General features: G+C 51.3%; 22 protein-coding genes and 2 pseudogenes. 20 read left to right on the top strand and 4 right to left on the bottom strand.

The features are described from left to right. Positions 1–177: 177 nt before the first annotated feature. From malX to ACERY3_RS06325, 4 genes and pseudogenes are all read left to right on the top strand, one after another. Positions 178–1,311 (top strand): annotated as a pseudogene (gene malX, locus ACERY3_RS06340) (PTS maltose transporter subunit IICB); the annotation flags it as partial. Positions 1,312–1,392: 81 nt separating this feature from the next. Next, on the top strand, positions 1,393–3,162 hold the full coding sequence (locus ACERY3_RS06335; RefSeq protein WP_373225288.1) for a recombinase family protein: 1,770 nt from the start codon (positions 1,393–1,395) through the stop codon (positions 3,160–3,162). A 555-nt stretch (positions 3,163–3,717) separates the two neighbouring features. After that, the gene (locus ACERY3_RS06330) at positions 3,718–4,479 is read left to right on the top strand and encodes a lysozyme inhibitor LprI family protein (RefSeq protein ID WP_373225286.1); all 762 of its coding nucleotides are present in this window, start codon (positions 3,718–3,720) and stop codon (positions 4,477–4,479) included. Between the two features lie 275 nt (positions 4,480–4,754). After that, positions 4,755–5,357, top strand: a complete 603-nt coding sequence (locus tag ACERY3_RS06325) for a hypothetical protein (RefSeq protein ID WP_373225285.1) — start codon at positions 4,755–4,757, stop codon at positions 5,355–5,357. An 891-nt stretch (positions 5,358–6,248) separates the two neighbouring features. Here ACERY3_RS06325 and ACERY3_RS06320 read toward each other — a convergent pair. Then, the gene (locus tag ACERY3_RS06320; RefSeq protein ID WP_373225284.1) at positions 6,249–7,397 is read right to left on the bottom strand and encodes a PAAR domain-containing protein; all 1,149 of its coding nucleotides are present in this window, start codon (positions 7,395–7,397) and stop codon (positions 6,249–6,251) included. Positions 7,398–7,412: 15 nt separating this feature from the next. Further along, positions 7,413–7,898: a PAAR domain-containing protein gene (locus ACERY3_RS06315; RefSeq protein WP_373225283.1), complete on the bottom strand. Its 486-nt coding sequence runs from the start codon at positions 7,896–7,898 to the stop codon at positions 7,413–7,415. Positions 7,899–8,158: 260 nt separating this feature from the next. Between ACERY3_RS06315 and ACERY3_RS06310 the strand changes: the two genes are divergently transcribed. Continuing rightward, a complete protein-coding gene (locus ACERY3_RS06310) occupies positions 8,159–8,737 on the top strand; it encodes a recombinase family protein (RefSeq protein ID WP_373225282.1) in 579 nt (192 codons plus the stop codon). A 307-nt stretch (positions 8,738–9,044) separates the two neighbouring features. Here the strand turns inward: ACERY3_RS06310 and ACERY3_RS06305 are convergent, their stop codons facing one another. Beyond that, positions 9,045–9,734, bottom strand: a complete 690-nt coding sequence (locus ACERY3_RS06305) for an inovirus-type Gp2 protein (RefSeq protein ID WP_373225281.1) — start codon at positions 9,732–9,734, stop codon at positions 9,045–9,047. A gap of 280 nt (positions 9,735–10,014) precedes the next feature. Here ACERY3_RS06305 and ACERY3_RS06300 point away from each other — a divergent pair. The 3 genes and pseudogenes from ACERY3_RS06300 to add all read left to right on the top strand — a co-directional run. After that, positions 10,015–10,491 (top strand): annotated as a pseudogene (locus ACERY3_RS06300) (glucose PTS transporter subunit EIIB); the annotation flags it as partial. A 48-nt stretch (positions 10,492–10,539) separates the two neighbouring features. Next, positions 10,540–11,712: a MalY/PatB family protein gene (locus tag ACERY3_RS06295; protein WP_373225280.1), complete on the top strand. Its 1,173-nt coding sequence runs from the start codon at positions 10,540–10,542 to the stop codon at positions 11,710–11,712. A gap of 96 nt (positions 11,713–11,808) precedes the next feature. Beyond that, positions 11,809–12,810 (top strand): adenosine deaminase, encoded by a 1,002-nt coding sequence (gene add / locus ACERY3_RS06290; RefSeq protein ID WP_058840744.1) that lies wholly within the window; start codon positions 11,809–11,811, stop codon positions 12,808–12,810. Positions 12,811–12,863: 53 nt separating this feature from the next. Here add and ACERY3_RS06285 read toward each other — a convergent pair whose 3' ends face one another. Further along, on the bottom strand, positions 12,864–13,904 hold the full coding sequence (locus ACERY3_RS06285; protein ID WP_032657704.1) for an oxidoreductase: 1,041 nt from the start codon (positions 13,902–13,904) through the stop codon (positions 12,864–12,866). Between the two features lie 243 nt (positions 13,905–14,147). Between ACERY3_RS06285 and blr the strand changes: the two genes are divergently transcribed. From blr to gstA, 12 genes are all read left to right on the top strand, one after another. Then, positions 14,148–14,273 (top strand): division septum protein Blr, encoded by a 126-nt coding sequence (gene blr / locus ACERY3_RS06280; protein ID WP_170864498.1) that lies wholly within the window; start codon positions 14,148–14,150, stop codon positions 14,271–14,273. Positions 14,274–14,504: 231 nt separating this feature from the next. Continuing rightward, positions 14,505–14,720, top strand: coding sequence for a transcription modulator YdgT (gene ydgT, locus ACERY3_RS06275; protein ID WP_058840745.1), 216 nt, complete (start codon positions 14,505–14,507; stop codon positions 14,718–14,720). An 86-nt stretch (positions 14,721–14,806) separates the two neighbouring features. Further along, on the top strand, positions 14,807–15,247 hold the full coding sequence (locus ACERY3_RS06270) for a DUF2569 domain-containing protein (RefSeq protein ID WP_048977467.1): 441 nt from the start codon (positions 14,807–14,809) through the stop codon (positions 15,245–15,247). 76 nt (positions 15,248–15,323) lie between these two features. Then, positions 15,324–15,905 (top strand): electron transport complex subunit RsxA, encoded by a 582-nt coding sequence (gene rsxA / locus ACERY3_RS06265; protein WP_014883581.1) that lies wholly within the window; start codon positions 15,324–15,326, stop codon positions 15,903–15,905. Then, entirely contained in the window at positions 15,905–16,483 is a 579-nt protein-coding gene (rsxB, locus tag ACERY3_RS06260; protein WP_182383412.1) for an electron transport complex subunit RsxB, read from the top strand. Before rsxA ends, rsxB begins: the two co-directional genes overlap by 1 nt. After that, on the top strand, positions 16,476–18,599 hold the full coding sequence (gene rsxC / locus ACERY3_RS06255) for an electron transport complex subunit RsxC (protein ID WP_373225279.1): 2,124 nt from the start codon (positions 16,476–16,478) through the stop codon (positions 18,597–18,599). Before rsxB ends, rsxC begins: the two co-directional genes overlap by 8 nt. Continuing rightward, positions 18,600–19,652 carry an electron transport complex subunit RsxD gene (rsxD, locus tag ACERY3_RS06250; protein WP_058840747.1) on the top strand — a complete coding sequence of 351 codons (1,053 nt, stop codon included), beginning with the start codon at positions 18,600–18,602 and terminating at the stop codon, positions 19,650–19,652. A gap of 10 nt (positions 19,653–19,662) precedes the next feature. Continuing rightward, positions 19,663–20,283 carry an electron transport complex subunit RsxG gene (gene rsxG, locus ACERY3_RS06245; protein ID WP_048977465.1) on the top strand — a complete coding sequence of 207 codons (621 nt, stop codon included), beginning with the start codon at positions 19,663–19,665 and terminating at the stop codon, positions 20,281–20,283. A 2-nt stretch (positions 20,284–20,285) separates the two neighbouring features. Beyond that, entirely contained in the window at positions 20,286–20,972 is a 687-nt protein-coding gene (locus tag ACERY3_RS06240) for an electron transport complex subunit E (protein WP_023617347.1), read from the top strand. Further along, a complete protein-coding gene (gene nth / locus ACERY3_RS06235) occupies positions 20,969–21,604 on the top strand; it encodes an endonuclease III (RefSeq protein ID WP_008500570.1) in 636 nt (211 codons plus the stop codon). The genes ACERY3_RS06240 and nth overlap by 4 nt, the downstream gene beginning before the upstream one ends. 591 nt (positions 21,605–22,195) lie before the next feature. Next, the gene (gene dtpA / locus ACERY3_RS06230) at positions 22,196–23,704 is read left to right on the top strand and encodes a dipeptide/tripeptide permease DtpA (protein ID WP_033145330.1); all 1,509 of its coding nucleotides are present in this window, start codon (positions 22,196–22,198) and stop codon (positions 23,702–23,704) included. A 105-nt stretch (positions 23,705–23,809) separates the two neighbouring features. Then, the gene (gene gstA, locus ACERY3_RS06225; RefSeq protein WP_048979515.1) at positions 23,810–24,415 is read left to right on the top strand and encodes a glutathione transferase GstA; all 606 of its coding nucleotides are present in this window, start codon (positions 23,810–23,812) and stop codon (positions 24,413–24,415) included. Positions 24,416–24,463 lie beyond the last annotated feature (48 nt).

Genomic DNA, 24,463 nt, shown 5'->3' with positions numbered 1-24,463 from the left:
GTGTTGGCGTGACTCCCTGAAATGAGATCAGTAAAACGTTTTATCAATACGTTATCTTTATACTACCAGTCAAAGCCTGAGAATGTGATTTAGCGCGCACTAAACTTTGATAAAACGTTTTATCTTCTCGCAGCATTGAAGCAGGCAAACTGATTTTAACAATAAAGGAGTCGTTTTATGACGGCGAAAGCAGCACAAAAAATATCGCTGTGGGAATTTTTCCAGCAACTGGGTAAAACCTTTATGCTGCCCGTGGCACTCCTCTCGTTCTGCGGGATCATGCTCGGGATCGGCAGCTCGCTGAGCAGTAAAGACGTCATCACGCTGATCCCGTTCCTCGGTACCCCGGTGCTGCAGGCGATCTTCATCTGGATGAGTAAAGTCGGCTCCTTTGCGTTTAGCTTCCTGCCCGTGATGTTCTGTATTGCTATCCCGCTGGGTCTGGCGCGCGAGAACAAAGGCGTCGCGGCGTTTGCCGGCTTTGTGGGCTACGCCGTGATGAACCTGGCGGTTAACTTCTGGCTGACCGCGAAAGGCATTCTGCCGACCACCGACGCCGCCGTGCTGAAAGCCAACAACATTCAGAGCGTGATCGGTATCCAGTCTATTGATACCGGGATACTCGGGGCAGTGATCGCAGGGGTCATTATCTGGATGCTGCACGAGCGCTTCCACAATATCCGGCTGCCGGATGCCCTGGCCTTCTTCGGCGGTACCCGCTTTGTGCCGATTGTTACCCTGGTCGTGATGGGTCTGTTCGGTTTAATCATTCCGCTGATCTGGCCGGTCTTTGCGATGGGCATTAACGGTATTGGCCGCATCATCAACGGCGCGGGAGATTTCGGTCCGATGATCTTCGGCACCGGCGAGCGTCTGCTGCTGCCGTTTGGCCTGCAGCATATCCTGGTGGCCCTGATTCGCTTCACCGAAGCGGGCGGCACCATGGAGGTGTGCGGTCACGACGTGAGCGGCGCGCTGACCATCTTCCAGGCGCAGCTGAGCTGCCCGACCACACACGGCTTCTCCGAAAGCGCCACCCGCTTCCTGTCTCAGGGTAAAATGCCTGCCTTCCTCGGCGGCCTGCCGGGTGCCGCGCTGGCGATGTACCACTGCGCGCGCCCGGAAAACCGTCATAAAATTAAAGGTCTGCTGATTTCCGGCGTGATCGCCTGCGTCGTGGGCGGTACCACCGAGCCAATCGAATTCCTGTTCCTGTTCGTCGCACCGGTGCTGTACCTCATCCACGCGGTGCTGACCGGTCTGGGCTTTACCGTGATGGCGGTGCTGGGCGTGACCATCGGCAACACTAATGTAAAATACACCTCATTAATATTGGGGGCGTGAAACCCGCATACATATCGCCTCAATGGAGCATTCAAGAGGTGATGATCAATGTCTGCATATGTTAGAATCCCCAGAAACGCACTCAATCACATGAAACTCAATGTTATGAATCGTCTACGCTTATACTCTTACATCCGCTATTCCAGCGAACGGCAAGGGAAAGGTAACTCGATTGAGCGCCAAAAGAGTTACATTGCTGATATGGCGAAACAAATCGCTGCTGAATATGACCTAGATATTTTCGAGGAATACCAAGATTTAGGTGTATCCGCATACAAAGGTAAAAATGTTCAGGAAGGCGCGTTATCCGATTTCATAGACCAAGTTGAATCCGGAGTGATCCCCAAAGGGTCTTTCCTCTTGATTGAATCCCTTGACCGTTTCTCACGTCAGAATGCTATGCAAGCTGTAAACCTATTCACCAGCTTATTACTGAATGGCATCACTGTCATCACCGGGATTGATAAACAGGTTTACAGGCAGACTGAAGTAAACACCGAGACATTGCAGCAACTGATGTTTAGCGTGATGTTGTTCAGCCGTGCTAACGAAGAAAGTTCAACCAAATCACACCGCACGATTGCAAGTGCTCTGTCCAAGATCAGACGTCACCAGGAACGGAAACTTGGTGATCCTGTAGTCGCAATAAAAGAGTTAGGGTCGGATAAATGGTGGACAGATTCGAGTACTGGGTATGTCAATCCGCATCCAGTCTTGTTCCCCATAGCAAAAAAAATTATTCAGTTAAAACAATACGGTTGGTCAAATCGGATGATCCTTCAGCACCTGAAAAACAACTACGATGGACCGGTTATAGGCAACAAAAAATCAAAAGGCATATGGAATATGCAACATTGTTCCAGAATCCTTGAACCTGCCATTTATGGAAGAAAAGTGATTACTGTAAACAATGCAGAATACATTCTGGATGATTATTACCCTGCGATCATCAGCAAAGATGAATATGAAGCGTTAAAGCTCCAAGTTGGAAATAAAGGATTTGCCCCGAATCGCGAAAGTAACCCAGAAATACCATTACTTTCCGGTATTGGTATTTTGCACTGTGCGCATTGCTCATGTTACATGGTTAAGGCAAAATCAACCCTTAAGAACCATCCACATGCTTACCGTTATCAATGTGCATCCAGAGATTTACACCAAGATTGTAATAAGTGGGGATTCAGGGCAAGCACCCTTGAAAGGACGATTTTACAACTGATAGCCGATAGAATTTTCTTGCAGAAAAAATATCAACCATCTGGTTTAGAAGGAAAAATCGCGGACATACAAGCGCAAATTGAGAACTATGTATTGGCTATTGGTTCAGCTAAAAATCCGGCAATCATAAATAACCTCACTTCACAAATTGATCAACTGGAACAAGAAAAACAAAGTCTGATAGTGGAAAAAAGACTATACGATGAATCAATCGTGCAAATGAACACTGAGGGGTGGGACAAGTTCAGGGAGTTTGACATTAATGACGCACTTAACCCTTTACGTACAAAAATAAGGGCAAACATTAAGACCGTTATTATGCGCGTGGATTGCTTCAGAATAGATAAGAAACACAACTTGTTTACCATCACATACCGAGATCAGCATAAACAGCGTATCGTTATCGAAAACAACTCAGGCTGGAAGAAAGGTAAGATTTATGTTGAAGCGCAGACTATCAACGATATTCAAATTCTTGAATCTGAAGGTTTGGTACTGCATGACCATATTGACATAATGATCAACAGAGACAAGTTCATGACCGAAGCGAAAAAACGACTAGATCATCCCCGAACACTGATCGATGAACTGACGGAATAAAGGTAAGTGTTAGTGCCATTGTAAAATTGCCCCACAGAAATGTTAGCGTCATCCATCGCTATATAGCCATGAATCGCTCTGTATCTTGTCAGAGCGATTAAAGCAGACTTCAGACATCGTTCAATACAAAACCCCCGTAAAACTTGATACAGCGCGTTTTAGAGCAAGGGTTCAAATTACATCGTATTCATTATGTCTACGAACTGTACTTATTGCACCGCTCCTTATCGAAACACCTCTATGGTTGCAGGAAAGCCCGTACAGTCGAAGGGAATCCCTTCCAATCGCAGTATTCAAGACTAACCGCTGCCCCCCGCCCGACGTTAACACCAAGCATATGAACCATTTTAAAACCCTTTAAAAACAATACCCTTCGCATCTTCCCCCTCTTCTCCCCATGCCAATCGATCGTTTTTACAGATCAATTACACGATATTGATAGATTTCATAGATCAATGTAAGATCATGATTCTTCGGTTAGTGTTTCTCGTAAACAAGACTCATGGAATGAATGCTCTGTCCACGATGGAGTGCGAACGATAGAAGGTATCCAGAATGACCATCCTTATAAAAACCTTGAAAATCATGGCGTCAGGTGTAGTTTTCGTTTCAGGTTTAACCACCGCCTCCAGTACCGTCTATTTCTTGCCAGAGGCAAAATCAGCAGGTGTCGCAAGCAGCGACAAAAACGCCCTGATGTTTCTCGGGATGGACAGGGATGTAAATCTGAAGGGGATATGCTTCGCGATGACAAAGCAATCATCATCAATCGTTCCGCTGGTAGATATCACTGCTACAACTGATAACGGCAGATTCACGATGCACGGGTTACGCCCTAATGTCAGTGATACTAAAGAAGTCGCTTGTTCCTTCGGGTCCGAAGCTGGTGATTTCTTGACTGCCATTTCGAAGTCAACAGCCGTTAACATGAAGCTGGACTTCAATGGCGAGATCCGCAATTACAGTTTCGACACTACAGAGTTCGGAAAAATGTTGACTGCCAATGGGAAAGGCGTGTGGGAAAAAGCAGCTAAAGACTACGCTCAGGGAGTACGGGCACCCGTTTTGTATGATACCAATCACGAAGCCCCTAAAAACAATGCAGAAAAATCAAAGGACGATACACATAGTTTTAAAGCAAGCGATGATAAACTTAATTCAGTCTGGAAAAATCTTAGCTCTGATACACGTAAACGCTTGCTCCCTGCGCAAAGAGAATGGATAAGGAAAAAATCCCAATGCAATAATGAAGAGGCATGTCTTACCCATATGACGGAAAATCGAATTCGTGAACTGGAATCTGAAAATGGAAAATAATCCATCAACATTACCCTTAAACACCAGCTCACTTCATTCTGTGGCTAAAGAGGATACAAAGGACAGTATTCGACCATTGTACTTCGCAGATAATGCAATCATCGAATAATGGAAAGAAAAACGCACCCACGTCATAAATGATGTACAACAAAACCAAAGTCAATTCGATTTACCCACTTTGCATTATGATAATAGTATCAACGTCCCAGAAGACATCTTTGATGCTTCTGGGTGCATCAAACATAAATGTTAAACCTACTAAAGGGAAGTAGATCATGAAATTATCGGAAACAGCACGTTGGTCAATATTCGGAGTGATAGCCGCAGTAGTATTAATATCCGCGTGGCTATCAAGAGATCCGAATAAGGTAATCAAGCAAGCAGCGGAACAAGCCGCAATACAAGCCGCAGAAGACCAACACGAAAAAATGCTACAGGATCGTCGTGAAATTGGATTCGTTGAAAAGGTCGACCACACAAACGCATTTGGTGATGTCACCACGCGTTCTGTAAGCGTGTTGGGACGCACGAAAGGGACAATGCTCACAATCAGACGTGAAGGAACAGGAAAGCTGTTAGACGTGTGTTTCAGTGCGATTACTAACGATAAAAAGCGTGAACTTTTCGCCCCATACTTTTCTACCACCGTTTATGCGAAATTCGATGGTGGAGAAACAAAGGAGTTTAGCGCAAGCAGAGGAATCACCGAAGATTTTCTGTGTATATCCTCTCCTCAGAAGTTTCTTTTTGAAATGAGCCACGCCAATCTAATGCAAGTCCAGTTAATCTTTCTGGATCACTATTCCAAAGTTCCAGAAGTCCATGAATGGAACCTGAAACAATATAATGCGATATTCAAAGAACAAACAACTAAATAACATTAAAGCTGTAATGCGCTTGAATTTTTTGGGTTTTAATTAACACATCGACGGGAGCAAAGCTTCATGCACATTACAAATGATTCTTGATGCGAGTGTTAAAACTTCATATGTAAGTCATGACAACGAATAGGCGTATACCTTTAGCGGATGATGATAACATGCAAAATAATCAAACCAGTTTAGTTTTCAGAAATGAGTGGGAAGCTTCCACATCTGACCTTATGTTTAAGGGGAAACTTACAGTCGGACGATTTCACTTGACAGATTACTTCATCGTTCAATATATGAAGCTGTTACATGGAATCGAAATACCCGATTCGTGGGTCAGTAGCTGTTTCACTAACATATCATGTACCGATACCCGTAAGGTTATGTATATGGAAGGTTGCGACATATTATCTAAAGACACAATGAATGAGATCCGTAAAGCAGTGAAATCCCCCCCTGAGGAGGTTAAAATATATCGCAATGGAGAGCGTATTGTTAAGATAGAATTTAGGGAGAAACAAAATAACCTCACACATTAAACGCCAGTTTGAAAAGCCAACTGCAATTATTGCAGATATTATAGAAGTGATGGTGGGGATATCGAAGTAAGGGAAAGGCTGGAAGAAACCAGCCTTTGGTGGTCATCGCATTTTCTTGAAGATAAGAATGATAAGTACTGTAGAAATGATGTAACCAAACAGAGAAACATTTACCAACCAAGAATAGTACTGATCGAAATCAGAAACCACAGCATTACAACGTTCAACTGTGATCGTTTTATCGTTGAGAATATCGGTGTATTTTTTTGTTATCCCGTAATCTAAGACGCTGATAAGTACTGTGGCGATGTATATGAAGGAGATCGAGAGTATGCTCCCCCATCGGATTATACATTTTGATCTACTCGTTAATATCATATGAGCCGCCCAAGAAACCGCCAACAGTACCGCCCGAATAACCAGACGCTGAACCTAATGTAGAAGCGCCTTGAGCCAGCTTTTTCTCCATAGCGTTTTCTTCCCCTGCGGTATAGTTGTCAACGTTCGGATACTGTTCTCGAAACTGGTTCGTAACTTCAAAAACCTGCATTGCATTCAGAGAACTGCTTTTTTCCACTAAGTACTTTTGCAGGGATAGAGGGACGGCAAAATCCTGTTCTCCTTCAATAGGGAGCTGTGTTGTTGTTGATGTGTAGACAGTATCGAAGACTTTAGAGCCAGCTTCACCAATAGCCTGAACTGTATGTGTTGTGCAGTTGCTGCCAGTAAGGTCATAAACGTCAATTACTCTTCCACGACGCTTTGTTCTTTCACCCATTTTATCTGTTACTACAGGCTCTGCCCCTGAGAGCCATAGATTTTCAAAGAATGAACGAGTTGCAACTATAGAAGCATCATCAATCCTGAACACCCGTGCATTAACTTTATACAATTCTTCACGGTAGTAGCCGCGAGCATCTTCCCCAGTAAAGTATATTAATATCCCATCACCAGTTAAGTTCGCTGGCCCTCTTCGACCAAAACGCCCGTATGTGTAAACGTATATCGAATTGTCTTGATGAACTGATACGAAAGCGTGTCCTGCATCCGTGATTTCAGTCCAGATGTAAACACCATTCAATAGCGGATTATCTTCTGGCTTGCAGGTGTCAGCAAAGCTATTTTGCTTCTTTGCAACCTGGGCGTGTTGTTGTGGCTCTTGTACAGGCTCAGATACTGCTTTCGTTTCCACGGATGCAGATGTCGCTTTTACTGGTTCCTGGTAAGGGCCGTGTTTCATAAAAGTATGGGTGGCAATGAAAAATGACTTACACGGACAGGTAGAGCGGCTGTAGATCGTACTGGCGGCTAACTGCCCATGAATATATTCTCCGGGGTATCCACCAGCCACGCTGTATATGCCAGGATGTTTACCACAGGATACCTGGCAACCTACTGTTGCTTGTCTGTTTAGATTAGGGCCAATCTGCTTCCCTTTCGGATGTCCGGTCAGTACCGATCCCCCGCATGTTGTTTTATCGCCTTTCACAACCCAAAAGCCTATAGACATTTTCTGAACTCCTTTTTAGAGCGACGCTGGAGCGAGAAAATCGGCTGGCATTGCGGGGCTATTATCTAACTGGCACAGAAGAGCATAGTCTTGTGGGGTACTAACAATCACATCACCGTTATCAAGCTGGCTACCTACGAGTGCATAAGAAACGCCACTCCCGTTAGTATTGACGGATCCAGATCCGTTGATGATCCTTGCGCGCGTTCCGTCAGGATAGACCACATAATCACCAACCATTGCCCGATTAACTTCACTCCCATCCTCCAGTGTAAACGAATCGTTGGCGCTGGCTTTCTCAATCTTCCCGCCGTTTTGGGTAAGTGATCCTTCAGTGGCAAAACGCCAAATAGCCACTAAAGAGCGATCTTTCATTTCCTCAACATGAGATTTGAAAATCTGGCGTTGTTCGTCGTCTGCATTTGCCAGTTGCTCTGCGCTGAATGGGTTCTTGAATGTTGTGATCACAGATGGGGTAAGTTCGTTGGTGTATTGCTTCATAAGTCCCTCTACTTGTTATGAAAAAATTGCAGCGGTCATTTTACAAGCAATATCCACACGCGCAACACCAATTTGACTTAAGGCGCAAATAACCCAATATGCTCAAATTACATATAAAGTCCATATCTGGCATCAACAATCGAACGTTTTACGACACCAGTAAATCATATGCAAAATAGGGGTCAAAAAATTAGCATATTGATTTTATGATACCATTATGGCATTATGATACCGTTTTTGATACCAATCGAGGGAATGTTATGAGTCGTGTTTTTGCCTACTGTCGTGTTTCGACCAGCGAACAAACAACAGATAATCAGATTCTGGCAATTCGTCAGGCCGGGTATGAGGTCACTGATAATCGTGTAATCTCTGAAATCGTTTCTGGTGGAGTTCAGGCTATGCAGCGCCAGGCCTTCGCTGATATGGTTAATCATAAGCTCGAAGCTGGTGATCAACTGGTTGTGCTGAAACTGGACCGTCTGGGACGCGACAACATCGATGTACAGCAAACCATCTCAATGCTGGTTGAAAAAGGGATTGACGTAGTATCGCTCGATCTTCCCGTCCGTAATCTTGCAAACGCTGAAGGGAAGCTAATGTTGCAAATGTTTTCCGCTTTCGCTGAGTTTGAAAAATCACGCATTACCGAGAGAACTAAAGAAGGACTTGAACGAGCAAGGAAGGAAGGTAAAAAGTTAGGTCGTCCGGTTGCAACAGATACTCGTAAGCGAGTTCAGGAAGCGAGGAGCAGAGGTCTTAGCCAGTCAAAAGCGGCTGCTGAATTAGGGTTGAGTCTTCCAACCATCAAACGGAACTGGAACCTACAGCAAGCCTGATGCAGCCACTCCCAGCGACCTCGCCAACATAGGAGGTCGCTATGTGTTATACTGAAAAATAATGTGACACAACCCACAAATCAGAAACGCATTCATGAAAAACCAAAATCAATCAGTGATAATGGAAGGATTATCAAACAAATATTGAAAGCTGTTCTAAAACAGCCTGTATGAAGCTGTAAGCGGTTTAAATCACGCAGGTAATGCGAACGTACTGCCACAGCCTTAGAAAGGCTTAGAATGCGTTACAGGAAGGATTTGTATTTTCTGTTCAAACTGACCTACACGAAAGATTTTGCCACCTGCGTTATTTACTCTCTTTCATTCTGAGCTTAGACGTTGAAAAGATCCTGTGCCCTTCCCCAGATGAAAACTTACCGCTGTTTTTCGCAAGGTACGATATACGCTCAACAAAATCCACAAGACTATCGTGATCACCCCTTACAATAGAGTATCGACTATTCTCGGCTAAATGCACGCGACTGATATTGTCTGTCAATTCATCCCAAAGCTCACTAATCAACCCAATCATGCCTGTGTTACCAAAGCCAGCAGTTTGAACCTGGAAGTAAGGTAATGCAATCCAGCAGTGGTAATGAACCTGGTTAGCCACTTTCTTTTCTCGAACCCAGCCATAAGCAAACTTTTTGATCGGCTGTTCATTCCACGCCTTCTTTTTGAAACGACCTCTCAGTCGCTCGAAAAGATTACTCACTAAGACATTACTTTCCGCAACGGACATTCCTTCCGGCACCGATAAGTCGAATCGGAAAGCAAAAATCTTACTGTAGTGGGATTGCATAGCCTGTAACTGCTTAATGAATGCATCGATTATTTCTTTTCTGATCGGATGGTAGCCATCTTTCAAAGGGTCATAATTCAAACGATACACAAGCCCGTCAAGGACGTACTCAGATGTATGGATGAGACTATAACGTCCACCATCACGATGATTGGTTATTTTTTGAGCAAAAAGGCAGGGGAGATCAGAAGACATAAAACTAACGCCATACAATAGATACTAATATTTACCAGTAAGCACAGACAAAGACACGCGCGAAGCTAAGCCGCACCGTTACCAGAGCGAACAAGGGATATGTTCACCCGCGCAAACTCCGAAAAGTTTCCGCAGCAATTCTTTAAAATAATACACCACAAAAACACGCATGGCAATGTTTTTCTTTATGGTGAAGGCTGTAGCCGTCGCTGTAATTTTCAGCATTACAGTAGGCTGACTGCTCCACGGGCACATCGAAAATTTCAATTATACCTATTACACTTTAGTTAACACCGACGGCAACGTGATCGACTTCGTGGTGTTCGGGATCCTGCACGGCCTGTCCACCAAGTGGTACCTGGTGCCAGTTGTGGCGGCTATCTGGTTTGCGGTTTACTACGGCATCTTCCGCTTCGCCATCACCCGCTTTAACCTGAAAACGCCCGGCCGCGATACCGATACGGCGAGCAGCGTTGAACAGGCGGTTGCCGGGACCGTGGGCAAATCCGGCTATAACACACCGGCCATTCTGGCGGCGCTGGGCGGCGCGGATAACATCACCTCGCTGGATAACTGCATCACCCGCCTGCGTCTGTCGGTGGCGGATATGTCAAAAGTGGATACCAACGCCCTGAAAGCCAACCGGGCCATCGGCGTGGTACAGTTAAATCAGCACAATTTGCAGGTGGTTATCGGCCCGCAGGTCCAGTCGGTGAAGGATGAGCTGGCTACCCTGATGCGAACAGTTGAAGCCTGATGCCTCAGCCCCCTCTCATGAGGGGGTTTTACTTTAAGGACTCACGTCATGTTTGATTTTTCTACCGTCGTGGATCGACACGGCACCTGGTGTACGCAGTGGGACTACGTCGCCGACCGCTTTGGCGCGGCCGATCTGCTGCCCTTCACCATCTCGGATATGGATTTCGCCACCGCGCCCTGCATTACCGACGCGCTGCATCAGCGCATCAATCACGGCGTGCTGGGCTACAGCCGCTGGAAGAACGATGAGTTTCTCGCCGCCGTCGCGCACTGGTTCCAGCAGCGCTTTAACAGCACGATTGATACGGAAACCGTCGTTTATGGTCCTTCCGTTATCTACATGGTGTCAGAGCTGATTCGTCTCTGGTCACACCCCGGCGACGGCGTGGTGGTGCACACCCCGGCATACGACGCGTTTTATAAAGCTATTGAAGGGAATGCGCGTCATGTGGTGCCCGTGGAGATGGAAAAGCACGCCGCAGGCTGGCAGGGAAATATGGTGGCGCTGGAAGCGGCCCTGGCGAAACCTGAAAACAAAATTTTACTGCTTTGCAGCCCGCAAAACCCAACCGGCAAGGTCTGGACGCGGGACGAGCTGACGCACATGGCTAAACTGTGCGCACGCTATGACGTGGCGGTTATCAGCGATGAAATTCATATGGATATGGTGTGGGGAGAGCATTGTCACACGCCGTGGAGCGCGGTGGCGCGCGGCAAATGGGCGCTTCTCACCTCCGGCTCGAAAAGCTTTAATATTCCAGCGCTGACGGGCGCTTACGGCCTGATTGGCGATGAACAGAGCCGTAACGGTTATCTCTACGCACTAAAAGGCCGGGACGGACTCGCTTCCCCTTCCGTGCTGGCGCTGACGGCGCATATCGCCGCCTATCAGCAGGGTGCGCCGTGGCTGGATGCCCTGCGGGGCTATCTGGAAGAGAATCTGTTGTATATCGCGCAGGAAGTAAACCGCGCCTTTCCGAAACTGAACTGGCAGCCGCCCGAAGCGACCTACCTGGCCTGGATTGACCTGCGCCCCCTGAACATTGACGATCGGGCGCTGCAAAAAGTGCTGATCGAGCAGCAAAAAGTCGCCATCATGCCGGGATATACCTACGGCAAAGAGGGAAACGGCTTTGTTCGCCTGAACGCCGGCTGTCCGCGCAGCAAGCTTGAACAAGGGGTGCAACGCCTCATTGCCGGGATTAACACGCTCCTGTAATCAATTTGCGCAACGGAATATTCCCTTGCGCAAATAGCTTTTTACCCCGTTTTGTTTTTATAATATGGCGCACTTTAACCAGAAAAGAGTGCGACCATGATTGATACACGCCTGCCTTTAACTGATATTCATCGTCACCTTGACGGTAACATTCGTGCCCAAACCATCCTCGATCTTGGCCGCCAGTTCAATTTAACGCTTCCTGCTCAGACGCTTGAGTCGCTGATCCCTCACGTACAGGTAACCTCCAATGAACCGGACCTGGTCAGCTTCCTGAGCAAACTCGACTGGGGCGTGAAGATGCTGGCCTCGCTGGATGCCTGCCGCCGCGTGGCGTTTGAGAACATTGAAGATGCGGCCCGTAATGGCCTGCATTACGTCGAGCTGCGCTTCTCGCCGGGCTATATGTCGATGACCCACAGCCTGCCCGTTGCAGGCGTGGTGGAAGCCGTGATTGAAGGCGTGCGCGAAGGGTGTAAAACCTTCGACGTTCAGGCCCGTCTGATTGGCATTATGAGCCGTACGTTCGGCGAAGCCGCCTGCCTGCAGGAGCTTGAAGCGCTGCTGGCCCATCGCGATGCCATCACCGCCGTCGATCTGGCCGGTGACGAGTTGGGCTTCCCGGGCAGTCTGTTCCTCTCCCACTTCAACCGCGCGCGCGATGCCGGCTGGCACATTACCGTGCATGCGGGTGAAGCGGCTGGCCCGGAAAGCATCTGGCAGGCCATCCGCGAGCTGGGCGCCGAGCGTATCGGTCACGGCGTGAAGGCGGTAGAAGATCGCGCCCTGATGGATTTCCTGGCGGAGCAGCGTATCGGGATTGAGTCTTGCCTGACGTCTAACATTCAGACCAGCACCGTGGCAACGCTGGCGCATCATCCGTTGAAAACGTTCCTCGAGCACGGCGTGCTGGCCTCGCTGAACACTGACGACCCGGCGGTTCAGGGCGTGGATATCATCCACGAATACAACATCGCCGCACCGCAGGCGGGTCTGAGCCGCGAACAGATCCGTCAGGCGCAGATCAACGGGCTGGAGATCGCCTTCCTGACGCCTGAAGAGAAGCAGGCGCTTAAAGATAAAGTGGCTCGCGGTTGAGCATTTGCCGGGTAGCGGCTACGCCTTACCCGGCCTACAACAGCCCTTATTGCTTATGCCAGACAGAGCGTGGCGCGATGTTTGGCAGATTCAATACCCAGCTCAATCAGTTCCATAATCTGAATCGCCTGGCTGGCCGGAACCGGATTTTCGCCCGTGCCGTTCAGCGCATCGCGAATGCCCGCATAATAGGCCGGATAGTTGCCCGGGATCGTCAGCAAGGTCTCCTCTACCAGTTCCTCACCTTCCACCCGCGTGACCACGCCGTCGCGCATATCATAGCCCCAGTCTTCCTGCGGCAAACGTTCACCGCTTTTCAGCCGGTCCTCCTGCGGATCGAGGCCAAACTTCACGTAGCTCCCGCGCGTGCCGTGAATGATGTAGCGGGCAGATTCCGCGGCCGCGACCATCGTGCCGTGCAGCACAATCCGCCGCTGCGGGTAGCTGAGCACCGCGTGGAAGTAATCGGTCGTCTGCGCTCCGGGCCGGAGCTGGGCCAGATCGACCGTCATGCTCACCGGCAGACCAAAAAGATTGACGGCCTGATCCAGCAGATGCGGGGCTAAATCATACCAGATGCCGCTGCCCGGACCGGCCTGCTCGCGCCAGCGGTTTCGTACCTGCGGACGGAAGCGGTCAAAGTGCGATTCAAAAAAGAGGATCTCCCCTAGCGTGCCTTCACTGAGAAGCCTTTTTACCGTCAGAAAGTCGCTGTCCCAGCGGCGGTTATGGAATACCGACAGCAGCCTGCCCAGACTTTTTGCCAGCGCATCCAGCTCGCGAGCCTGAGACAACGTGACGGTAAAGGGCTTATCGACTACCACGTGCTTACCGGCTTCAAGCGCGGCCTTTGCCAGCGGGAAGTGGGTGTCGTTCGGGGTGGGGATAACGATTAAATCAATATTTGGATCGTTGAAAAGGTGTTTTGGCTCAGAGACAACCGGCACGGAAGGCCAGTCGGCATGGACTTTAGCGGCATCGCTGCTGGATACCGCAGCCAGGGTCATCCCCGGCGTCCCGGCTATCAGAGGCGCATGAAACGTTTTGCTCGCGTACCCATAGCCGATAAGCCCAACGCGGATATTATCACTCATAGTGCCGTCCTCTTTTATGACGTTCTTATTTCACACTGGCTAGCCTGGCATTACCACAGATTAATAATGTGCCATATGACTTAAAATAGCAGGTTGTAGGGGTTGTTTTTGTTACATAGTATTAACCCACTGATTTTGTTTAAGGGAACCGTTCCCAAAGCGCTTGCCGTCGGGGAAACGTCGCTGTAACATTTGCGACCTGTATTTATGGATAAAGTACAACTACGAATCATGACGTCAATTATTAATCGAATCATTGAATTAGCGGGATGGATTGTCCTTGGGGTTTCGGTCATTTTGCTGGGCGTTGCCAGCCATATCGATAACTACCAGCCGCCGGAGCCTGTCGCAGTCGCCCAACCTAAGTAACCGGTTACTGCAATAAAGAGTGACATAATATGTCAGTTACTTATTGCCAGCCCTGGTGAACACGGTTAACCTTCTCTTCCAGGCATCGTCTGATGCCTGAATTTCAGCAAAGAAAACTCCTAATTTCGTCGCGTTACCTGAGTGGGCTGTTTACGTCTTTATTAATCCGTTTATTATTCGAACGAATTACCTTAACTGGTATTACTCACTTTTATATGGAAACTTATTAATATGACAGTTCAGGACTATTTATTAAAATTTCGCAAGATCAATTCGCTTGAGAGCCTGGAAAAACTGTTTGACCATCTGAACTACACCCTGTCGGATAATCAGGACATCATTAATATGTATCGCGCCGCTGACCATCGCCGTGCGGAGCTGGTTTCCGGAGGTCGTTTGTTCAACGTGGGTGAAGTGCCTAAGTCCATATGGCGTTACGTTTTATAAGAAAGTAGCCATCCGCGCGAAATGTTATATACTCTCCGCCCTGCAAACTGGCTGTACAACATTTCGCGCAGATTATGGGAGAGTTCATGACCGCAACGCCTGGAGAACGCATTGGAGGCTGGTTAATCGCCCCACTGGCATGGCTGCTGGTTGCCTTATTAAGCGCATCACTTGCGCTGCTGCTGTATACCACCGCACTGATTACTCCTCACGCCATCCAGACCCTGATGTCGCAAAGCGTGCTGAGTATTGCGATGTGGTTTGTGTCGTTCGTTTTCGCGATTGGTATGTGGTACTACACCCTGTGGTTGACCATCGCCTTCTTTAAGCGCCGCAAAAGTGTACCTAAACACTACATTATCTGGCTGCTGATTTCGGTTCTGCTGGCGGTTAAAGCCTTTGCTTTTTCGCCCGTATCAGACGCTCTGGCCGTTCGTCAGCTGCTTTTCCCGTTACTGGCGGCCGCGCTGCTGGTTCCCTATTTCAAGCGTTCGACGCGGGTAAAAAACACCTTCGTGAACCCGTAATAACCTTACAGATAACCTGTTGTCGCCTGCGTGAGTTTGTCCGATAATAGGCGGCTTTTTTATTTCAGGCTAAATAATGACCGATTACTTACTGCTCTTTGTCGGCACCGTGCTGGTTAACAACTTCGTTCTGGTGAAGTTCCTTGGCCTGTGCCCGTTTATGGGCGTGTCCAAAAAGCTGGAAACGGCGATGGGCATGGGGCTAGCGACAACCTTCGTCATGACGATGGCGTCCATCTGCGCGTGGTTGATTGATACCTGGATCCTCATCCCGCTGGGGTTAATCTATCTTCGTACGCTGGCTTTTATTCTGGTCATTGCGGTTGTTGTGCAATTTACTGAAATGGTGGTGCGTAAAACCAGCCCGGCCCTCTATCGCCTGCTGGGTATCTTCCTGCCGCTGATCACCACCAACTGCGCCGTTCTCGGCGTTGCGCTGCTGAACATCAACCTTGGCCATAACTTTATGCAGTCGGCGCTGTACGGTTTTTCCGCCGCCGTCGGTTTCTCATTTGTTATGGTCCTGTTCGCGTCGATTCGCGAGCGTCTGGCGGCAGCGGATATCCCTGCGCCCTTCCGCGGTAACGCGATTGCGCTGGTGACCGCGGGTTTAATGTCTCTGGCCTTTATGGGCTTTAGTGGTCTGGTGAAGTTGTAATGAATGCTATCTGGATTGCCATCGCCTCTATCAGCGTCCTGGGGTTGGTGTTTGGCCTTATCCTGGGTTACGCCTCCCGCCGTTTCGCGGTAGAGGACGATCCCGTTGTTGAAAAAATTGATGAGCTTTTGCCGCAAAGCCAGTGCGGGCAGTGCGGCTACCCGGGCTGCCGTCCCTACGCTGAAGCGGTAGGCATTCAGGGTGAAAAAATTAACCGCTGCGCCCCCGGCGGCGAAGCGGTGATGCTGAAAATCGCGGACCTGCTTAACGTCGATCCGCAGCCCGTTGATGGCGATGCGGAGGTGCAGGAGCCGGTTCGCGCCCTCGCCGTGATCGACGAAGCCAACTGCATCGGCTGCACCAAATGTATTCAGGCCTGCCCGGTTGACGCCATTGTGGGCGCCACCCGCGCCATGCACACCGTCGTGGCGGACCTCTGCACCGGCTGTAACCTCTGCGTGGCCCCCTGCCCGACGCAATGTATTGAGCTGCGCCCGGTTGAAACGACTACCGAAAGCTGGAAGTGGGATCTTCAAACCATTCCGGTTCGCATCATTCCTGTGGAACAACATGCTTAAGTTATTTTCTGCTTTCAGAAAAGAGAAGATTTGGGACTTTGACGGCGGTATCCATCCGCCAGAGATGAAAACCCAGTCCAACGGCACGCCGCTGCGTCAAATTCCGCTGGCGACGCGTTACGTCATGCCGCTCAAACAGCATATTGGTGCTGAGGGCGAGCTGTGCGTGAAAGAAGGCGATACGGTTCTTCGCGGTCAGCCGCTGACCTTTGGCCGTGGGCGAATGCTGCCGATACACGCCCCCACCTCCGGTAAAGTGGTGGCGATTGCCCCTCATACGGTGGCTCATCCGTCCGCGCTGTCGGAGCTGAGCGTGATCATTGAAGCCGACGGCGAAGACCGATGGATCGATCGTGACGGCTGGAGCGACTACCGCTCCCACAGCCGCGAAGCCCTTATCGAGCGAATTCATCAGTTCGGCGTCGCCGGGCTGGGCGGCGCGGGCTTCCCGACTGGCGTTAAGCTGCGCGGCGGTGGCGATAACATTCAGACGTTGATTATCAACGCCGCCGAGTGCGAGCCGTATATCACCGCCGACGATCGTCTGATGCAGGATTGCGCCGCTCAGGTAGTGGAAGGCATCCGCATCCTGGCGCACATTCTGAAGCCGCGGGAAGTGCTGATTGGTATCGAAGACAATAAACCACAGGCCATCTCGATGCTGCGCGCCGTGCTGGCGGGCAGTCATGATATTAGCCTGCGCGTTATCCCGACCAAGTACCCTTCTGGCGGCGCAAAACAGCTGACGCAAATTCTGACCGGCAAGCAGGTCCCGCACGGCGGACGCTCTTCGGATATCGGCGTGCTGATGCAAAACGTCGGCACCGCCTATGCGGTGAAACGCGCGGTGATTGACGGCGAGCCGTTGACCGAGCGCGTGGTGACGCTGACCGGCGAGTCGGTTTCCCGTCCGGGCAACGTCTGGGCGCGTCTGGGTACGCCGGTGCGCCATCTGCTGGAACAGGCTGAATTTTGCCCGGCCAGCGACCAGATGGTGATCATGGGCGGCCCGCTGATGGGCTTTACGCTGCCGTGGCTGGACGTTCCGGTAGTGAAAATCACGAACTGTCTGCTCGCTCCTTCCCCAACCGAAATGGGTGAAGAGCAGGAAGAGAAAGGTTGCATCCGCTGCAGCGCCTGTGCCGATGCCTGCCCGGCGGATCTGCTCCCGCAACAGCTGTACTGGTACAGCAAAGGTCAGCTGCACGACAAGGCAAAATCCCATAATCTGGCCGACTGCATTGAATGCGGCGCCTGCGCCTGGGTCTGCCCAAGCAACATTCCGCTGGTGCAATACTTCCGTCAGGAGAAGGCCGAGATTTATGCCATTTCCATGGAAGAAAAACGCGCCGCGGAAGCCAAGGCACGTTTCGAAGCGCGTCAGGCGCGACTGGAGCGCGAAAAAATCGCCCGTCAGGAACGCCATAAGCAGGCCGCCGTTCAGCCTGCCGGGAAAGATCAGGATGCGATCAACGCCGCACTGGCGCGAGTTCGCGAGAAAAAAGCCGATGCCGCCCAGACGGTGGTGATCCAGGCCGGGGAAAAACCGGATAACAGCGAAGCGATTACCGCCCGCGAAGCGCGAAAGGCTGCGGCTCGCGCGCGTCAGGCGGAAAAAGCGCAAACGGTTCAGGCAGATACTGAGATCGACCCGCGTAAAGCGGCCGTTGAAGCGGCGATAGCCCGGGCCAAGGCCCGCAAAGCTGGAGAGCAGCAGGTAGTCGTCGAGCAAGAAGCGGTCGACCCACGCAAAGCCGCCGTTGAAGCGGCGATTGCCCGCGCCAAAGCCCGTAAGGCTGCGCAGCAGGCGCCAGAGGCAGAAGCAGAAGCACCACCGGTCGACCCGCGTAAAGCCGCCGTCGAAGCAGCGATTGCTCGCGCCAAAGCCCGCAAGGCTGCGCAGCAGGCGCCAGAGGCAGTATCAGAAGCACCACCGGTCGACCCGCGTAAAGCCGCCGTCGAAGCAGCGATTGCCCGCGCCAAAGCCCGTAAGGCTGCGCAGCAGGAAGAGCAGCCGCAGGCCGCCAACGATGACCCGCGCAAGGCCGCCGTCGCCGCCGCCATTGCGCGCGTTCAGGCGAAGAAAGCCGCACAGCAAGCCGTAAACGAGGATTAAATGGTTTTCAGAATCGCAAGTTCCCCCTACACCCACAACCAGCGTCAGACATCGCGCATTATGATGCTGGTCTGCCTGGCCGCGCTGCCGGGCATTGCCGTTCAGTGCTGGTTTTTCGGCTGGGGAACCCTGTTCCAGATAGCCCTGGGCTGCGCCAGCGCCGTCGCGGCGGAAGCACTCGTCCTGAAGCTGCGTAAGATGGCGGTGTCACGCATTCTGGCTGACAACTCCGCGCTGCTGACCGGCCTGCTGCTCGCCATCAGTATTCCGCCGTTTGCCCCGTGGTGGATGGTCGTGCTCGGTACCGTGTTTGCTGTGATGATTGCCAAACAGCTGTACGGCGGGCTCGGCCATAACCCGTTTAACCCGGCGATGATTGGCTACGTGGTGCTGCTGATCTCCTTCCCCGTGCAGATGACCAGCTGGCTGCCACCGCACGAGATTGCGGCCACGGTTCCGGGCTTTATGGATGCCCTGCATGTTATCTTTACCGGCCATACGGCGCTCGGCGCTGATATGAACGCCCTGCGCATGGGCGTGGACGGTATCAGCCAGGCGACGCCTCTCGATACCTTTAAAACGTCCCTGCACGCCGGGCAAAGCGTTGAGCAGATCATGAAATCCGCGATTTACAGCGGCATGCTGGCGGGTGCGGGCTGGCAGTGGGTCAACCTGGCGTATCTGCTGGGCGGCCTGTTCCTGCTGCAGCAGAAAGCCATTCGCTGGCATATTCCGGTCAGCTTCCTCGTGACGCTGGCGGTTTGCGCCACGCTGGGTTGGGTATTCTCTCCTGAATCACTCGCCAGCCCGCAGATGCATTTGCTCTCCGGTGCGACCATGCTGGGTGCCTTCTTTATCCTGACGGATCCGGTCACGGCGTCAACGACTAACCGCGGCCGCCTTATCTTCGGCGCGCTGGCGGGCCTGCTGGTATGGCTCATCCGCAGCTTTGGCGGTTACCCGGACGGCGTCGCGTTTGCCGTCCTGCTTGCCAACATTACCGTTCCGCTCATCGACTATTACACGCGTCCGCGCGTGTACGGCCATCGCTAAGGGTTTCGCCATGTTAAAAACGATGCAAAAGCACGGCGTCACGCTGGCTGTCTTCGCCGCGGTCCTGACCGGGCTGACGGCCCTGGTTAACACGTTAACCAAAACGACCATCGAAGAGCAGGCTTCAAAGCAGCAAAAGGCGCTGTTCGATCAGGTGATCCCGTCAGATTTCTACGATAATGATCTGCAAAAAAGCTGCTTTGTGGTAGACGCACCTCAGCTTGGGAAAGGCGCGCACCGCCTCTTTATCGCCCGTAAAGGGAATAGACCGGTAGGCGCGGTGATGGAAGCGACGGCGCCCGACGGCTATTCCGGCGCCATTCAGCTGCTTGTCGGCAGCGATTTCTCCGGCACTATTCTGGGTACTCGCGTGACGGAACATCATGAAACGCCGGGCCTGGGCGATAAAATTGAAACCCGTCTGAGCGACTGGATTTTGCACTTCGCCGGTAAAGTTATCCATGGCGAAGGGGATACCGCGTTTGCGGTGAAGAAAGATGGCGGCGAGTTCGACCAGTTCACCGGCGCGACCATCACGCCGCGCGCCGTGGTGAACGCCGTAAAACGAGCCGGGCTGTATGCTGAAACGCTGCCCGCGCAAATCAACAATCTTCCGGCCTGTGAGGAGTAATCATGAGCCAGGTTAAAGAGGTTATTGTCCAGGGGTTGTGGAAGAACAACTCCGCGCTGGTCCAGCTTCTGGGGATGTGTCCCCTGCTGGCGGTAACGTCCACCGCCACCAACGCGCTCGGTCTGGGTCTGGCAACCACGCTGGTTCTGACCCTGACCAACCTCTCCATCTCCGCCCTGCGACGCTGGACGCCTTCGGAAATTCGTATTCCGATTTATGTCATGATCATTGCGTCGGTGGTCAGTATCGTCCAGATGCTGATTAACGCCTACGCGTTTGGCCTGTACCAGTCGCTCGGGATCTTTATTCCCCTTATCGTCACCAACTGTATCGTCGTTGGCCGTGCGGAAGCGTTCGCGGTGAAAAACAGCCCCGCCATGTCGGCGCTGGATGGTTTTTCCATTGGAATGGGCGCCACCTGCGCCATGTTCGTGCTGGGCTCGCTGCGCGAGATCCTCGGTAACGGTACGCTGTTTGACGGCGCAGATGCGCTGCTGGGCGGCTGGGCCAAAGCGCTGCGCGTTGAAGTGTTCCACACCGATACGCCATTCCTGCTGGCAATGCTGCCCCCTGGCGCGTTTATTGGCCTTGGCATGATGCTGGCGATAAAATACCTGATTGATGAGAAACGTAAGCGCCGCGCGGCTGAGCGTAGCGTTCTGGAAGGGACACCCGAGAAGGCTTCATGAATAAAGAAAAGCGCATTGCGATCCTGACCCGTCTGCGGGACGAGAACCCGCACCCGACGACGGAGCTGAATTTTACCTCCCCGTTTGAGCTGCTGATCGCGGTGTTGCTCTCTGCACAGGCGACCGATGTGAGCGTCAATAAAGCCACTGCCCTGCTCTATCCGGTCGCCAATACGCCAAAAGCCATGCTGGAGCTGGGCGTGGAAGGCGTGAAGTCCTATATCAAAACCATCGGCCTGTTTAACAGCAAAGCCGAGAACGTCATTAAGACCTGCCGGATCCTGCTGGAACAGCACGGAGGCGAAGTACCGGAAGATCGCGCCGCGCTGGAAGCCTTACCGGGCGTGGGGCGTAAGACCGCGAACGTGGTGCTCAACACCGCGTTTGGCTGGCCGACCATCGCCGTGGATACGCATATTTTCCGCGTCTCTAACCGGACTAACTTCGCGCCGGGGAAAAATGTTGAGCAGGTCGAAGAGAAGCTGTTAAAGGTGGTTCCGGCCGAATTTAAGGTTGACTGCCATCACTGGCTGATTCTGCACGGCCGCTATACCTGTATTGCCCGTAAGCCTCGATGCGGCTCGTGCATTATTGAAGATCTCTGCGAATACAAAGAAAAAGTATATCCCTGATCGTCACAATCCCTTACCAAAAGAAGGGCTACCAGGCACCCTTCTTTTGGCCGTTATTTGTCCGTCTTTCATTCCCCCTGACCTGTCACTTGTTCGGTTGTTTAACGCTCAAACAGGTTAATACTTTTTTCATGGCCAAAAATTTCTATACATCTGTGATCGCGATCACCCTGATAACTTCATGTTGAATTTTTGTTGTCATAATCCGCCTAAACCCTTTGTCTGACAAGATACTCTCCTTCCATCACCGAAGATAAGACCAGCTATTTTTCAGAATATGGCCCATATCACTGCATTAAGCGGCAAATAGCAGAACATATCGCCAAAAGCCGGTCAGGGTGGGTTATCGCCAGTCGAAAAAACTACCTTTACTCATCGTATGAAATTTAACGCTGAATAACATTTATATGAACCGACGATTATACCACCTCAGATATATGTAACAGATTATTACAAACGTATTGCCAGATGGGGCAGGATAGTGAACATTACCCGCCGTTTCTCCTCCCAATATAACTATAAGGCGTATGGACTACGGCCATCGCGCTATGAACACCCCCGTTAATATGGGATGTAAAAAAAGAGGTATATGTGTCTACTGCAAACAATAAACCAACAGATGAAAGCGTAAGTCTTAACGCTTTTAAACAGCCTAAAGCGTTCTATCTCATCTTCTCTATCGAGTTATGGGAGCGTTTTGGTTATTACGGCCTGCAAGGGATCATGGCGGTTTACCTGGTAAAACAGCTGGGTATGTCCGAAGCCGATTCCATCACGCTGTTCTCTTCCTTTAGTGCTCTGGTGTACGGTCTGGTCGCTATTGGCGGCTGGCTGGGTGATAAAGTCCTCGGGACTAAACGTGTCATCATGCTGGGCGCCATTGTCCTGGCGATTGGCTATGGTCTGGTTGCATGGTCAGGGCATGATGCCGCTGTCGTGTATATGGGTATGGCGACGATTGCCGTCGGTAACGGTCTGTTCAAAGCGAACCCGTCCTCCCTGCTTTCTACCTGCTATAACAAAGACGATCCGCGCCTGGACGGTGCATTTACCATGTACTACATGTCCATCAACATCGGTTCGTTCTTCTCGATGCTGGCAACCCCATGGCTTGCGGCGAAGTTCGGCTGGAGCGTGGCGTTTGCGCTGAGCTTCGTGGGCATGCTGATCACCGTGGTGAACTTCCTGTTCTGCCGCAGCTGGGTTAAAGACTACGGTTCAAAACCTGACTTCGAGCCTGTGCATATGGGCAAACTGCTGGCCACCATCGTGGGCGTTGTTGTCCTCGCGGCAATCGCCACCTGGCTGCTGCACAACCAGGGTATCGCCCGTGCCGTTCTGGGCGTGGTTGCGCTGGGTATCGTGGTTATCTTTGCGAAAGAAGCGTTCGCCATGCAGGGTGCTGCCCGTCGCAAGATGATTGTGGCGTTCATCCTGATGCTGGAAGCGATTATCTTCTTCGTACTGTACAGCCAGATGCCAACCTCACTGAACTTCTTCGCCATTCGTAACGTTGAGCACTCAATTCTGGGCATCGCGTTCGAGCCGGAACAGTATCAGGCGCTGAACCCGTTCTGGATCATGATTGGTAGCCCGATTCTGGCCGCTATCTATAACAAGATGGGCGACCGTCTGCCAATGCCGCACAAGTTTGCTATCGGTATGGTGCTGTGCTCCGGCGCGTTCCTGGTGCTGCCGCTGGGTACCAAATTTGCCACCGACGCGGGTATCGTGTCCGTTAACTGGCTGATCCTGAGCTACGCGCTGCAGTCTATCGGTGAACTGATGATCTCCGGTCTGGGTCTGGCGATGGTTGCACAGCTGGTGCCGCAGCGTCTGATGGGCTTCATTATGGGTAGCTGGTTCCTGACCACTGCCGGTGCGGCAATCATTGCGGGTAAAATTGCGAACCTGATGGCTGTGCCGGAAAACGTCACTGACCCACTGGTCTCCCTGAACGTCTACGGTACCGTGTTCATGCAGATTGGTATCGCGACTGCGGTTATTGCAGTTCTGATGCTGCTGACAGCGCCGAAACTGAATCGTATGACTCAGGACGACGACAAGACGGCTGAAGCGACCAAAACCGCTACCGCGTAAGATTATTGAGAAACGACAGAACAGAAGCCGCTAATGCATTAGCGGCTTTTTTTTTGTCCGTTGGCGCACTAACATAGCTGAAACCTCAGCAAAAAGGAGTTACCGATGAAACTGTTCTACAAACCGGGCGCGTGCTCTCTTGCTTCCCATATCACCCTGCGCGAGAGCGGCAAAGATTTCACGCTGGATGGCGTTGATCTGATGAAAAAGCGTCTGGAAAATGGCGATGATTTTCTTGCCATTAACCCCAAGGGACAAGTTCCGGCGCTCTTGCTGGATGACGGTACTCTGCTGACCGAAGGCGTCGCGATTATGCAGTTCCTGGCCGATAGCGTACCCGATCGCCAGCTGCTGGCTCCGGTGAGTACCATTTCTCGCTATAAGACGCTGGAATGGCTGAACTACATTGCGACCGAACTGCACAAAGGTTTTACGCCGTTGTTCCGCCCGGATACGCCAGAGGAGTTCAAACCGACCCTGCGTGCGCTTCTTGAGAAAAAGCTGCAGTACGTTAACGAATCGCTGAGAGACGAACAGTGGATTTGTGGTTCGCGCTTCACGATTGCCGATGCGTATCTGTTTACCGTGCTGCGCTGGGCGCGCGCGGTTAAGCTGAACCTGGAAGGGTTAGACCATATCGCATCGTATATGAAACGCGTGGCGGAGCGTCCTGCAGTGGCTGCGGCGCTGAAAGCGGAAGGGTTGAACTAACCGAGCGGCCTGTGTTGCCGGGTGGCGCTAACGCTTACCCGGCCTACA

Origin of the sequence: Enterobacter cloacae complex sp. ESBL7 (assembly GCF_041679625.1) — a bacterium.
GTDB lineage: Bacteria > Pseudomonadota > Gammaproteobacteria > Enterobacterales > Enterobacteriaceae > Enterobacter > Enterobacter asburiae_B.
This window is presented reverse-complemented; position numbering and strand designations above follow the sequence as displayed.